12 protein-coding genes are annotated in these 12595 nt (G+C 71.2%); 9 read left to right on the top strand and 3 right to left on the bottom strand.

Annotated features, from left to right (window positions below):
• Positions 1–2 precede the first annotated feature (2 nt).
• The gene (locus AC0HS0_RS14100) at positions 3–587 is read right to left on the bottom strand and encodes a TetR family transcriptional regulator (protein ID WP_472964679.1); all 585 of its coding nucleotides are present in this window, start codon (positions 585–587) and stop codon (positions 3–5) included.
• Between the two features lie 160 nt (positions 588–747).
• Between AC0HS0_RS14100 and AC0HS0_RS14095 the strand changes: the two genes are divergently transcribed.
• The 3 genes from AC0HS0_RS14095 to AC0HS0_RS14085 all read left to right on the top strand — a co-directional run bounded on the left by AC0HS0_RS14095 (position 748) and on the right by AC0HS0_RS14085 (position 4480).
• Positions 748–2196, top strand: a complete 1449-nt coding sequence (locus tag AC0HS0_RS14095; protein ID WP_472964996.1) for an MFS transporter — start codon at positions 748–750, stop codon at positions 2194–2196.
• Positions 2197–2270: 74 nt separating this feature from the next.
• Positions 2271–3326: a 3-isopropylmalate dehydrogenase gene (locus AC0HS0_RS14090; RefSeq protein WP_472964678.1), complete on the top strand. Its 1056-nt coding sequence runs from the start codon at positions 2271–2273 to the stop codon at positions 3324–3326.
• A gap of 23 nt (positions 3327–3349) precedes the next feature.
• Complete coding sequence (locus AC0HS0_RS14085; protein ID WP_472964677.1) at positions 3350–4480, top strand: branched-chain amino acid aminotransferase; 1131 nt, start codon at positions 3350–3352, stop codon at positions 4478–4480.
• A 77-nt stretch (positions 4481–4557) separates the two neighbouring features.
• On the opposite strand, the gene AC0HS0_RS14080 is transcribed toward AC0HS0_RS14085, so the two are convergent.
• A complete protein-coding gene (locus AC0HS0_RS14080) occupies positions 4558–5652 on the bottom strand; it encodes an aminotransferase class V-fold PLP-dependent enzyme (RefSeq protein ID WP_472964676.1) in 1095 nt (364 codons plus the stop codon).
• A 71-nt stretch (positions 5653–5723) separates the two neighbouring features.
• Here AC0HS0_RS14080 and AC0HS0_RS14075 point away from each other — a divergent pair, with 71 nt between their 5' ends.
• From AC0HS0_RS14075 to AC0HS0_RS14055, 5 genes are read left to right on the top strand one after another with little or no spacing between them, the layout of a single operon-like run.
• A complete protein-coding gene (locus tag AC0HS0_RS14075) occupies positions 5724–6677 on the top strand; it encodes a LysR family transcriptional regulator (RefSeq protein WP_472964675.1) in 954 nt (317 codons plus the stop codon).
• Between the two features lie 20 nt (positions 6678–6697).
• Positions 6698–7591 (top strand): ketopantoate reductase family protein, encoded by an 894-nt coding sequence (locus tag AC0HS0_RS14070; RefSeq protein ID WP_472964674.1) that lies wholly within the window; start codon positions 6698–6700, stop codon positions 7589–7591.
• Positions 7588–8355, top strand: coding sequence for a fumarylacetoacetate hydrolase family protein (locus tag AC0HS0_RS14065; protein WP_472964673.1), 768 nt, complete (start codon positions 7588–7590; stop codon positions 8353–8355). Before AC0HS0_RS14070 ends, AC0HS0_RS14065 begins: the two co-directional genes overlap by 4 nt.
• A gap of 12 nt (positions 8356–8367) precedes the next feature.
• Positions 8368–9897, top strand: coding sequence for a glutamate--tRNA ligase (gene gltX, locus AC0HS0_RS14060; protein ID WP_472964672.1), 1530 nt, complete (start codon positions 8368–8370; stop codon positions 9895–9897).
• Positions 9898–9905: 8 nt separating this feature from the next.
• Entirely contained in the window at positions 9906–10844 is a 939-nt protein-coding gene (locus AC0HS0_RS14055; protein WP_472964671.1) for an NAD(P)/FAD-dependent oxidoreductase, read from the top strand.
• 66 nt (positions 10845–10910) lie between these two features.
• Here the strand turns inward: AC0HS0_RS14055 and AC0HS0_RS14050 are convergent, their stop codons facing one another.
• Positions 10911–11354 (bottom strand): MarR family winged helix-turn-helix transcriptional regulator, encoded by a 444-nt coding sequence (locus AC0HS0_RS14050; RefSeq protein ID WP_472964670.1) that lies wholly within the window; start codon positions 11352–11354, stop codon positions 10911–10913.
• 92 nt (positions 11355–11446) lie between these two features.
• Between AC0HS0_RS14050 and AC0HS0_RS14045 the strand changes: the two genes are divergently transcribed.
• On the top strand, positions 11447–12526 hold the full coding sequence (locus AC0HS0_RS14045) for a hypothetical protein (RefSeq protein WP_472964669.1): 1080 nt from the start codon (positions 11447–11449) through the stop codon (positions 12524–12526).
• Positions 12527–12595 lie beyond the last annotated feature (69 nt).

Here is a 12595-nt window from a genome sequence, read left to right as displayed (position 1 = left end):
GCTCAGTCGCGGGCGGACAGGCGCTCGACCAGCGCGATGAGTTGCTCTACATCGGTCTCGTCGCGGAGGACCGCGTTGGCCGCGGGGAGCAGAGCGCTGTTGTAGTACATCCCGTCGCCGATCAGCATGATCGTGCGTGCGACCATCCGGTCGCCGACGACGGCCTCCAGTTCGCTGAGCCAGAGCCGCTGGGCGTCGGCGAGGGCGTCGCTCGCCCGGGCGTCCGACGCCTGCGCGAGCCGGGCGATGGCGACGATGACGCGCTCGAGGCGGTTGTCGGAGGGGATGGAGGTGCGCAGGAAGTACGAGACCGGGCCGTCGGGCGCGGCGCGCATGTGCTCGACGTCCTGTTCGAGGTCGGCGGCGAAGCGCTCCAGGACGCCGTCGACCAAGGCGTCCTTGGAGGCGAAGTGGTAGAGCAGTCCGCCCTTGGAGACGCCGGCGCGGGCGGCGACCGCCTCCAGTGTGGCCGCCCGCTCGCTGTGCTCGGCGAGGAGGTCCTCGAAGGCGTCGAGGATGCGGTCGCGCGCCGAGCGGGCCGGAGCGGCGGGCGTCGCTGCGGCGGCGGGAGCGACGGGGGAGGGCATGGGGCCATGCTAGCCGCCGTTGCTCCCGACCTTGAATACTGTACCGTCCGGACGGTACAGTAGATACGTGTCTTCGACCGTCCGCCCCGCGACCGCGTCCGTCTCCGCTCCGGCTCCGGCCCGCGGCGGCGCCCGCGCCTGGGTTGCGCTGGTCGTGCTCATGCTGCCGGTGCTGCTGGTCTCGGTCGACAACACCGTCCTCGGGTTCGCGCTGCCGGCGATCACCGAAGCGCTGCGGCCGTCCGCCACGCAGATGCTCTGGATCGTCGACGTCTACCCGCTCGTGCTCGCCGGCCTCCTGGTCGCCATGGGCAGCCTCGGCGACCGCATCGGCCGACGGCGCGTGCTGCTCATCGGAGCGACGGGCTTCGCCGCCGTCTCGGCGGCCGCGGCGTTCGCGCCGACCGCCGAGCTGCTGATCGCGTCGCGCGCGGCCCTCGGCTTCTTCGGCGCCATGCTCATGCCGTCGACGCTGTCGCTGCTGCGCAGCGTGTTCCAGGACCGCGAGCAGCGCCGCCTCGCCATCGCGATCTGGGCCGCGGGGTTCGCCGCCGGGTCGGCGCTCGGCCCGATCGTGGGCGGCCTCCTGATCGAGCACTTCTGGTGGGGGTCGGTGTTCCTGCTGGCCGTGCCCGTCCTGATCCCGCTGCTGGTGTTCACACCTCTGCTGGTGCGGGAGTCGCGCGATCCGAACCCGGGCCCCGTCGACGTGCTGTCGATCCTGCTCTCGCTGCTGACGATGGCGCCGATCGTGTACGGCATCAAGGAGTTCGCCGTGCACGGTCTCGCGATCGTGCCGGTGTTGGCGGTGGCCGTCGGCGTTGCGGCCGGCGTGCTGTTCGTGATGCGGCAGCTCCGGCGGCCGATCCCGATGCTCGACATGCGGCTGTTCCGCCGTGCCGCGTTCAGCGGTGCGGTGCTGATCAACCTGCTGAGCGTGATCGCCTTGGTCGGCTTCCTGTTCTTCGTCTCGCAGCACCTCCAGCTCGTGCTCGGGATGCCGCCGGTGCAGGCCGGGATGGTGCTGCTGCCCGGGCTCGCCACCATGATCGTCTCGGGTCTGGTCGTGGTGCCGATGGCCCGGAGGCTCGCGCCCGGCTTCGTCATCGCCGGCGGCCTGTGCGTCTCCGCGACCGGCTACCTGCTGGTCGCGCTGACCGGCGGCGACGCCTCGTGGGGCGTCCTGCTGGCGGCCTTCGTGCTCCTCGGTGCAGGCATCGGCGCCGCGGAGACGGTGTCGAACGAGCTCATCATCTCCACGGCGCCGTCCGACAAAGCGGGCGCGGCCTCCGCGGTGTCAGAGACTGCGTACGAGCTCGGCGCCGTGCTCGGCACGGCCACGCTCGGCAGCATCATCATCGCGTCCTACCGCTCCGCGATCGTTCTCCCGACGGGGCTCAGCCCGGCGGATGCGACGGCGGCGGCCGACACGCTCGGCGGAGCGGTCACGGTCGCCGAGGGCCTCCCTGCCCGGGCGTCCGCCGAACTGCTGGCGTCGGCGCGGCACGCGTTCGACAGCGGGATCGGGCTCACCGCCTCCATCGGCGTCGCCCTGATGCTGACCGCGGCGGTGCTCGCCGTCCTCACCCTCCGCCGCGCGCGCGGCTGAGCCCGCCGTTGCGCGCCGGGCGGCGGCGATAGGGTTAGGTGAACCGTCCGCCCACCGATCAGTGCAGGAGTGTCATGAGCACAACCGTCCAACTCGCCGTCATCCCCGGGGACGGAATCGGTCCGGAGGTGATCGCGGAGGCGGTCAAGGTGCTCGATACGGTGACCGACGGCAGCGACCTCGCGTTCGAGAAGACGCACTTCTCCCTCGGCGCCGACCGCTACCTGGCGACCGGCGACGTGCTCACCGACGACGACCTGGCCGCCATCGCGGGTCACGACGCCATCCTGCTCGGCGCGGTCGGCGGCAAGCCCGGCGACCCGCGCCTCGCGGGCGCCAACATCGAGCGCGGGCTGCTCCTGAAGCTGCGTTTCTCGCTCGACCACTACGTCAACCTCCGGCCGACCACGCTCTTCCCCGGCATCGCGAGCCCGCTCGCCGACCCGGGGCAGGTCGACTTCGTCGTGGTGCGCGAGGGCACGGAGGGCCCGTACGTCGGCAACGGCGGCGCCATCCGGCAGGGCACGCCGCACGAGATCGCCAACGAGGTCTCCGTCAACACGGCCTACGGCGTGGAGCGCGTGGTGCGCTACGCGTTCGAGCAGGCCGAGCAGCGCCGCAAGAAGCTGACCCTCGTGCACAAGACCAACGTGCTGACCTTCGCGGGAGGCCTCTGGAAGCGCATCGTCGACGCGGTCGCCGCCGAGCACCCCGACGTGGCCGTCGACTACCTCCATGTCGACGCGGCGACGATCTTCCTGGTCACGGATCCTGCTAGATTCGACGTGATCGTCACGGACAACCTCTTCGGCGACATCCTCACCGACCTCGCGGCCGCGATCAGCGGCGGCATCGGACTCGCCGCCTCGGGCAACATCAACCCCGCGGGCGAATTCCCGAGCATGTTCGAACCGGTTCACGGATCGGCTCCCGACATCGCCGGACAGCAGAAGGCCGACCCCACCGCCGCGATCCTCTCCGTCGCGCTCCTCCTCCGCCACCTCGGCGCCGGGGAGCTCGCGAAGCGTGTCGAGCAGGCGGTGACGTCCGACCTGGCCGCCCGCAGTGGCGACGCGCGCACGACCTCCGAGATCGGCGACGCGATCGCGGCCCGCGTGGCGCAGAATTGACGCATCGCAGCAAAGGACACTCCATGACCTCCACCAGCATCAACCTCACTTCCGGCCCCTCCGAGACCGCAGGGCTCCTCTGGAACGTCACTCGCAACGAGTCGGCACGCAGCGCGGCCGAACGTGAAGAGATCCTGGCGAACCCCGGATTCGGCAACTACTTCACCGACCACATGGTCGACCTGTGCTGGTCGGCCAAGGGAGGCTGGCATCGCCCGCGGGTCTCCCCGTACGGGCCGATCCAGCTCGACCCGTCGGCGGCCGTGCTGCACTACGCGCAGGAGATCTTCGAGGGCCTCAAGGCGTACCGGCACGCGGACGGCTCCATCTGGAGCTTCCGCCCGGAGGCCAACGCCGCGCGCATGCAGCGCTCGGCATACCGGCTGGCGCTCCCCGAGCTGCCCGTCGAGCACTTCCTCGACGCCCTCAAGCAGCTTGCGGCGGTGGACGGCGACTGGGTGCCCGACCGCGAAGAGACCAGCCTCTACCTACGGCCGTTCATGTTCGCCAAGGAGGCGTTCCTCGGCGTGCGCCCGGCCAACAAGGTGGCCTTCTACCTGATCGCCAGTCCGGCGGGAGCCTACTTCCCGAGCGGGGTGGCGCCGGTGTCCATCTGGCTGTCGGACCACTGGTCGCGTGCGGGCAAGGGCGGCACGGGAGCGGCCAAGACCGGAGGCAACTACGCGTCGAGCCTGCTGCCGCAGGCGGAGGCTTACGAGCACGGCTGTGCGCAGGTGCTCTTCCTCGACTCGGTGGAGGGTAAGTACATCGAAGAGCTCGGCGGCATGAACGTCGTGCTCGTGTACAAGGACGGAACGATCGTCACGCCCGACTCGGACAGCATCCTCGAGGGCATCACGCTCGACTCGGTGCTGCAGCTCGCGCGCGACCGTGGCCACACAGTGGAGCGTCGACGCGTGACGATCGACGAGTGGCGCGACGGCGTGGAGTCCGGCGACATCGTCGAGGTGTTCGCGTGTGGAACCGCCGCGGTCATCACGCCGATCGGCGAGCTGAAGTCCGACACGTTCACCGTCGGCGACATCACCGCCCCTCCCGGCGAGCTGACGATGTCGCTGCGCAAAGAGCTGACCGATATCCAGTACGGCCGCGAGCGCGACCGCCACAACTGGATGTTCCGACTCGACGCCTGACGCGTCTGCCGAGGGGCACGTCGTTGTCGCTTTTCACCCCGAAAAGTGACAACGACGTGCCCTTCGCGCGTTGAAGATCAGCAGGGGAGGGCGGCGAGGACGCGGTCGACGTCGTCGAGCGTGTTCCAGAGGTGGAAGGCGACGCGGGCGCGGCCGGCTCGGCCGGAAGCGCGGAGGCCGGCGGCCGTCAGTGCGGCGAGGTCGGCGCCGTCCGGGTCGGGCCAGGTGACGATCGCGCGACCGCGCACCGGCGCGCCGAGCCCGTCCGTCAGGCCGAGCGCCTCCGAGAGCCGGTCGCCCAGCCCGGAGGCGTGCGCGTGCACGTCGCGCGGATCGAGCGACGCGAAGAACTCCAGCGCCGCCGCGGTGCCCGGCCAGACCGGCCATGCGGGGGAGACGTCGAACCGGCGCGCGGACGCCGCAGGCGCGGTGAGCGGCCCGTAGCACGAGGTCCAGGGATCCTCGCCGGCGAACCAGCCCGCGTGCACCGGGTTCAGGGTGTCGCGCACCCTTGGACGCACGGTGAGGAACGCGCTGCCGCGCGGAGCGCACAGCCACTTGTAGGCGTGGGTGACGGTGAGGTCGAAGCGGGAGGCGTCGACCGGGAGCCAGCCGAGCGCTTGCGTGAGATCGGCGAGACTCAGCGTGCCGGTGCGTGCGCACGCTGCGAGGAGCCCGTCGGCGTCCGCATGCTCGCCCGTCGCCGACTGCACGAGCGAGAAGGCGACCAGCCAGGTGCGGTCGTCGACGGCCTCGGCGAGCCCGGCGAGCGGCACCTCCCTGACGCGTACGCCCCGGTGCGCCTGCGCGTGGAAGGGCGCGACGACGGATGCGAAATCGCCCTCTGCGCAGACCACTTCCGCACCGTCGGGCGCGGACGCCGCCACCAGAGAGGCGAGCACCGAGACCTGGGAGCCGATGGCGACGTCGTCCGTGTCGACGCCGGCGATCCGTGCGAACGCGGCGCGCGACCGTGCGATGGCCGCGTCGTAGTCGCCGGGGGAGGCGTCGCCCCGCGCCCAGCGCTCCAGGTCGTCGCGCGTCGCATCCACGGTCGCACGAGTCGGGAGCCCCTGGGTGCAGGCGGCGAGATAACCGGGCCCCGCAGCGAACGCGTCGCCGAACGCGGGCGAAGCGGCGGCGGCGGCCGGTCGGCTGGAGGGTTCGAGCATGTCCTCAGCCTGCGGGAAGGCGGATACATCACACCAGCACAGGTATTGAATCGAATACATGCACTCCGGTTATGATTTCCGACATGCTGCTCGACGACCTCGACTCCCACAGCCTCCGCGTCGTGCGCGCCATCGCCGACCTCGGCTCCATCACGCGCGCGGCCGAATCGCTCGGCTACAGCCAGCCGGCGATCAGCCAGCACCTGCGCCGGCTGGAGGGCCGGATCGGGATGCCGCTGGTCGCCCGCGCCGGCCGTGGCGTGCGTCTCACCGAGGCGGGGCGGGTGCTCGCTCGCCACGCGCGGGCGGTCACGACCGCTCTGGACGCTGCGGCCGGCGAGCTCGCCGACCTCCGCGGCCTGCGGACCGGCCGGGTGCGGCTCGCGGGCTTCCCGTCGGTATCGTCGTCGCTGGTCCCGCGGCTGCTCAGCACGATGGAAGGCGAGCATCCGGGCGTGCGCATCACGTATCTGGAGGCCGAGCCTCCCGAAGCCGTCGCCGCGGTGCGCTCGCAGACCGCCGACCTGGCGATCACGTTCAGCTACCCCGGCGATCGCGCCGACCCCCACCGCGAGAGCACCAGAGGCCTGGCCGTCGTGCCGCTCTGGAAGGACGAGATGCTCGTCGCGCTCCCGGCCGGTCATCCGCTCGCCGAGGCCGAGCGCGTCGACCTCGCCGGGCTGGCTGCAGCCTCCTGGATCGGCGGCTGCCCGCGCTGCCGCGGTCACCTCCTGGAGCTGACGGACGCGTCCGGGTACGCGCCGCGAATCGCCTACGAGACCGACAACTTCATCGCGGTGCTGCGGATGGTCGCCGAGGGCGTCGGAGTCGCCCTCCTGCCTGCCCTCGCGGTCGGGTCGGCGGGCTCGGTACCCGGGGTGGTACTCAGGCCGACGACGAATCGCGACCACCGCACCATCAACCTGGTCGCCGCCTCCGGCTCCGACGCGGTGCCCGCGATCGCCGCGACCGCAGACGCGCTCCTCGCCCTCGACGGCGCCCCTTGGGGGCTGTCCGGGCTCTGATCGCTGGCTACGATCGAGCCATGAGCGCTGCTGAGCCCGTCTTCGCCGTCGTCGGCCCCGGTGCTGTGGGAGGTCTGCTCGCCTGGCTGCTGAGCCGCGCGGGCCACGACGTGGTAGCGGTCGGCAGGGCGCCGACGGTGGAGGCCATCCGGGCCGATGGCATCGAGGTGCGGAGCGCCACGTTCGGCGAGGGCGTCGAGCGCGGCGTCGTCGAGCGAGTGGGCGCCTCCACCGAGGTGCCCGAAGGTGCGAGCGTGATCGTGGCCACGAAGGCCTACGGACTCGACGACGTCCTCCCGGGAATCGTCGCGTCGCGGCCCGCCGAGGTGCTGTCCGTCCTCAACGGCGTCGAGCACATGGCGTCACTGCGGGCCGCGTTGCCGGACGCGCTCGTCGCCGGCGGCTCCGTCACGGTCTCGGCCCTGCGCGCCTCCCGCACTGTCATCGACCACCGCAGTCCGTTCCTGAACATCGAGGTGCCGGATGCCGCCGGCGACTTCGCCATCGTCCGTGCCCTCGCCGAGGCGGGGCCCCGCGTGCGCACGGGCGGCACGGAGGCCGAGGTGCTGTGGGCGAAGTTCCGGCTGCTCTCCGCGCTCGCGCTGCTGACCTCCTACTGGCGGCAGTCGGCCGGACCCGCGCTGAGCGAGGACCCGGAGCTGACGGAGGCGGTCGTCTCGGAGATCGTCGCGTGCTCCGCCGCGGAGGGCGTGCCGACCTCGGCCCTCGACCTCGTGCGTGCGCTGCACAGCGTGCCGGGAGGCCTGCGCACCTCCCTGCAGGAGGATCTGGCCGCCGACCGGCCGAGCGAGCTCGACGCACTGGGTGGCGCCCTGCTGCGAGTCGGGGCCCGGCGGGGCGTCCCGACTCCGGCCATCGCTCGCATCGTCGCGGCGCTAGGCTCGAACGCGTGAAGATCGCACGATTCAGCCACGACGGGAAGATCGATTACGGGATCGTCGACGACGACGCACTGGTCGTGCTCGCCGGCGACCCGATGTTCACCGGGTTCGACACCACGGGGGAGCGCGTGCCGCTCGGCAAGGTGGGGGCGCTCCTGGCGCCGGTGATCCCCCGGTCGAAGGTCGTCGCGGTGGGCAAGAACTATCGCGAGCACGCGGCCGAGATGGGCGGGGACGCACCAGAGGAGCCGCTGCTCTTCCTCAAGCCCAACACCTCCGTGATCGGCCTCGGCGACCCGATCATCGTGCCGCCGCAGTCCGAGCGCGTCGACTTCGAAGGCGAGCTGGCGGTCGTCATCGGCACGATCGCGCGCAACGTGTCTGAGGCCGACGCGGCCAGGCACATCTTCGGCTACACAGTCGCCAACGACGTCACGGCGCGCGACCTCCAGCAGAAGGACGGGCAGTGGACGCGCGCGAAGGGCTTCGACACCTTCTGCCCGCTCGGCCCCGTCATCGAGACCGACCTTCCCGCCGGTGCCGTGCTGCGCACCCGCCTCAACGGCGAGCTGAAGCAGGAGGCCCCGATCAGCGACATGGTGCATGACATCCCGTCGATCATCGCGTACGCGTCGAGCGTGTTCACGCTGCTGCCCGGCGACGTCATCCTCACCGGCACCCCGTCCGGCATCGGCCCGATGAAGCCGGGCGACACCGTCGAGGTGGAGGTCGACGGCGTCGGCTCGCTGGTGAATCCGGTGCGCGCTCCCAAGTAGGATTCCAAGGGTATGTCTGACAACGATTCGCACCCCTTCTCGACCGCGACCGGCGCCGACGTGCGCGTGCGGTTCTGCCCGTCGCCCACCGGAACGCCGCACGTCGGCCTGATCCGCACCGCCCTGTTCAACTGGGCCTACGCGCGGCACACCGGCGGCAAGCTCATCTTCCGCATCGAGGACACCGACGCGGCCCGCGACAGCGAAGAGAGCTACGCGATGATCCTCGACGCGCTGCGCTGGCTGCGCCTCGACTGGGACGAGGGGATCGACGTCGGCGGCCCGGACGGCCCGTACCGGCAGTCGCAGCGGTACGACATCTACCGCGACCTCATCGAGCGGCTCAAGGCCTCGGGCCACGTCTACGAGAGCTTCGCCACCGGCGAGGAGATCGAGGCGCGCAACGTCTCGCTCGGCCGCGACCCGAAGCTCGGTTACGACAACTTCGAGCGCGACCTCACCGACGACCAGAAGGCCGCCTACCGCGCGCAGGGTCGCGAGCCCGCGCTGCGGCTGCGGGTGCCCGACACCGACCTGAGCTTCGACGACCTCGTCCGCGGCGAGATCACCTTCCCGGCCGGTTCGTTCAGCGACTTCGTCGTGGTCCGCCCCAACGGCCACCCGCTCTACACCTTCGTCAACCCGGTCGACGACGCGCTCATGGGCGTCACGCACGTGCTGCGCGGCGAGGACCTGCTTTCGTCGACCCCGCGCCAGATCGCGCTGTACCACGCGCTGATCGACGCAGGCGTGACGACCTTCGTCCCGCGGTTCGGCCACCTCCCGTACGTGATGGGCGAGGGCAACAAGAAGCTGTCCAAGCGCGACCCCGAGTCGAACCTCTTCCATCACCGCGACCGCGGCTTCATCCCGGAGGGGCTCGTCAATTACCTGGCGCTGCTCGGCTGGTCGCTGAGCCATGACCGCGACGTCTTCTCGATCGACGAGCTGGTCGCCGCGTTCGACGTCGCCGACGTGAACCCCAACCCGGCACGATTCGACCAGAAGAAGGCCGAGTCCATCAACGGCGACCACATCCGGCTGTTGGAGGTCGGCGACTTCGCCGAGCGCACCATCCCGTATCTCGTCGCCGCCGGTGTGCTCGCCGAGCCGATCACCGACGCGCAGCGCGCGGTGCTCGCGCAGGCCGCGCCGCTGGTTCAGGAGCGCGTACAGCTGCTGGGCGAGACGCCGGGGATGCTGGGCTTCCTGTTCACCGACTCCGCGTCACTCACCATCGAGGACGACGCGCGGGCATCGCTGCCCGACAACGCGGGCGAGGTGCTCGCGGCGTCGATCGGCGCCCTGGAGGTCGTGGGTGAAGCCGAGTGGACGCACGACGCGATCGAGGCCGCTCTGCGCGACGCGCTGGTGGAGGCCCTCGGGCTGAAGCCACGGGTCGCCTTCGGCCCGTTGCGCGTGGCCGTGTCGGGCCGCCGGGTCTCGCCTCCGCTCTTCGAGTCGATGGAGATCCTCGGCAAGACCGAGTCGATCGCGCGTCTCGACGCGCTCTCGGCGTCGCTGGGCGCGTCGGAAGCCTAGGACGGCGCGTGGCGGCCAGCGTCGAAGTCATCGTCGTCGGGGGAGGCCCTGCGGGGCTCAGCGCTGCGCTGAACCTTGCCCGCGCCCGGCGTCGGGTGCTCGTCGTCGACGGCAACCGGCCCCGCCATGCGGCGACGCTGCAGGCGCACGGTTTCCTCACGCGCGACGGCGTGGCGCCCGCTGAGCTGCGCCGGCTCGGGCGCGAGGAGGTCTCCGGCTACGACGACGCCGACGTGGTGTTCGCGCAGGTGAGCGACATCTCGATCGAGGACGACGGCTTCCGGGTGCGCGGCCGCGGTGTGCGCGGCGGCGCCGACGTGGACGCGCGCGCCTCGACGGTCGTGATCGCGACCGGCGTGACCGAGACGATGCCCGCCCTCCCGAGCCTGCGCGCCTTCTACGGGACGCAGCTGCACAGCTGCCTGGAGTGCGACGGATTCGAGAAGGCCGGAGAGCCGCTCGCACTCATCGGCGAGACGACCGACCTGGTCGAGCGAGCGCTGCTGCTCACCCAGTGGACCGACGACCTGATCGTCTTCACCAACGACGTCGCGCCCGTGAGCGACGACGAGGAGCGCGCGCTGGCGCGACTCGGTGTCAGCGTCGAGCGGCGCGCCATCGACGACGTGGTGGGCGAGAAGGGCGTCATGACCGGCATCCGGCTCGCCGACGGAACGGTGATCGAGCGCGCGGGCGGTTTCGTCCGTCCGTTGTGGGCGCCGGCACTGTCGTTCGCCGACGGCCTCGACCTCGACACGGACTCCGACGGCTACCTGGTGACGGACGGGCAGGGGCGCACCTCCGTGCCGGGCGTCTACGCGGCTGGCGAGACCACGGCCCCCGGGCCGCAGCAGCTCATCGTCGCCGCGGGATCGGGCGCGGTGGTGGCGGGAGCGGTCAACCGCGACCTGATCGGCGTCGCCATCGACGACGCCGCCGTCCTGTAGACCGCGAAGGGCACGTAAGCGCCCCTATCCGCGCGTTTTGGGGGCGTTTACGTGCCCTTCGGGGAACTACTCGTCGGGAGCGGAGTTGTAGCGCTCGAGCATGCGGGCGAAGGCCTCCAAGTCGGACTGCGACCAGCCCTCGAGCCGCCGCGCGACCGAATCCATCACCGTGCGCGTCGACTGCTGGAACGCGGTTCTGCCGGCCCCGGTGAGCCGCAGGGCGATGCCGCGCGAGCCTCCCGTGTTCTCGTCGTCTGCGGCGACGTACCCGTGCTCGAGGAGGGCGCCGAGCTGCCGTGAGACCGTCGAGCGGTTGAGCTGGAAGTGGGCGGCGATGTCCACCGCGCGGCAACCGGGGTTGTCCTGGATGTAGGTGAGCAGCGACCGGTCGACGACCGACAGCGCTTCGTCCTCGCGCCGCACGCGCGCGGTGCCGCGCCGGCCGACGGTGAGGAGTTCTCGCTGCACGCGGGCGATCGGGTCGCCCTCCGCGGTCTCCGGGGTCGTCATCCTCTCAGCCTAGTGAGTTCGAGTTGCACAATACAACGATTCATCGTATGTTGCTCTCTGCAACTTTGTGATCGAGAGGATCCCGCCCCCGCATGTCCGCGCACCGCATCACCCCCGTCCCCGTCGCCGCACGAAAGGCGAGCGTCTGGCCGCCGGCGGCCTTCTGGAAGACTCTGGGCTCGCACATCGTCATCCCGCTGTTCCTGGCGGCGGGCATGGCGCTCGCCTACCTCGGCGCCTTCCACGCCGCGCAGCCCAGCAACATCCCGGTCGGGATCGTGGGAGAGGGACCGGCGGCAGAGGTCTTCGCACAGACGCTGAACGACAAGGCGCCGGACGCCCTCGACGTGCGCACGGTGGCGACCGTGAAGCAGGCGGAGCAGAAGGTCGCCGCCGGCACGATCTCCGCCGCATACGCGACCGACGCCTCGCACGCGACCATCATCCTCTCGACCGCCGCGTCGCCCGCCGAAGCGAGCGCGGCAGAAGAGCTTCTGCTCCCGGTCGCCTACCAGCAGCACTTCCCGGTGACCGTCGACGACGTGCGCCCGGTTCCCGCAGACGACATGACCGGCCAGGGCCTGTTCTTCCTGATGGTTACGATGAGCGTGGGAGGCTACTCGAGCGCGATCGCGATCGCCGCGGTGACCGCGCGTCTCGGCATCGGCTGGCGCATCGCCATCGCGGCGGCGACGGCGGTCGTCGTCTCGGCGATCGGCACCGTCGTCGCCGGGCCGCTCTTCCACGTGCTCACCGGCAACGAGTGGAGCATCGGCCTCCTGGGCGCGCTCTACACCTTCGGGATCATCACGATCGGGGTCGGCCTCCACCCGATGCTCGGCCGCTGGACCACGCCGGCGCTCACGCTGCTTTTCGTCATGCTCAACGTGACGACCTCCGGAGGCATCTTCCCGACGAACATGATGCCGCCGTTCTTCGCCGGCCTCAGCACGTTCTGGACGGGTGCGGCCTGGCTGGACGCGGCCCGCGCGCTGACCTACCTGCCCGGCCAGTCGTTCGGCTTCGACGGCCTCCGCCTGGCGCTCTGGGCGACGGCCGGTCTTGCGCTGATCGGCATCAGCCACCTCCTCACGCTGCGGCGCCGGCAGGCGGCCGACGACACCCTCGCCGCCACTGCCGAAGAGGAGGAGACGGCCGCGGTCGCCGCCTGACGCGAGGGCCGGGCGACGGCTCGCCCGGCCCTCGCGGCGTTTTGTGGAAGCAGCGACGCATAGGCTAGA

It is taken from the genome of Leifsonia sp. PARNA 1/14, from assembly GCF_055720965.1.
The sequence above is the reverse complement of the archived record's forward strand: the minus strand, read 5'-3'. Positions and strand labels throughout refer to the sequence as shown.

Bases quoted from the DNA above. Each gene is read 5' to 3' on its own strand.
- AC0HS0_RS14100 (WP_472964679.1), bottom strand. From the start codon at position 587: ATGCCCTCCCCCGTCGCTCCCGCCGCCGCAGCGACGCCCGCCGCTCCG.
- AC0HS0_RS14095 (WP_472964996.1), top strand. From the start codon at position 748: ATGCTGCCGGTGCTGCTGGTCTCGGTCGACAACACCGTCCTCGGGTTC.
- AC0HS0_RS14090 (WP_472964678.1), top strand. From the start codon at position 2,271: ATGAGCACAACCGTCCAACTCGCCGTCATCCCCGGGGACGGAATCGGT.
- AC0HS0_RS14085 (WP_472964677.1), top strand. From the start codon at position 3,350: ATGACCTCCACCAGCATCAACCTCACTTCCGGCCCCTCCGAGACCGCA.
- AC0HS0_RS14080 (WP_472964676.1), bottom strand. From the start codon at position 5,652: ATGCTCGAACCCTCCAGCCGACCGGCCGCCGCCGCCGCTTCGCCCGCG.
- AC0HS0_RS14075 (WP_472964675.1), top strand. From the start codon at position 5,724: ATGATTTCCGACATGCTGCTCGACGACCTCGACTCCCACAGCCTCCGC.
- AC0HS0_RS14070 (WP_472964674.1), top strand. From the start codon at position 6,698: ATGAGCGCTGCTGAGCCCGTCTTCGCCGTCGTCGGCCCCGGTGCTGTG.
- gltX (WP_472964672.1), top strand. From the start codon at position 8,368: ATGTCTGACAACGATTCGCACCCCTTCTCGACCGCGACCGGCGCCGAC.
- AC0HS0_RS14050 (WP_472964670.1), bottom strand. From the start codon at position 11,354: ATGACGACCCCGGAGACCGCGGAGGGCGACCCGATCGCCCGCGTGCAG.
- AC0HS0_RS14045 (WP_472964669.1), top strand. From the start codon at position 11,447: ATGTCCGCGCACCGCATCACCCCCGTCCCCGTCGCCGCACGAAAGGCG.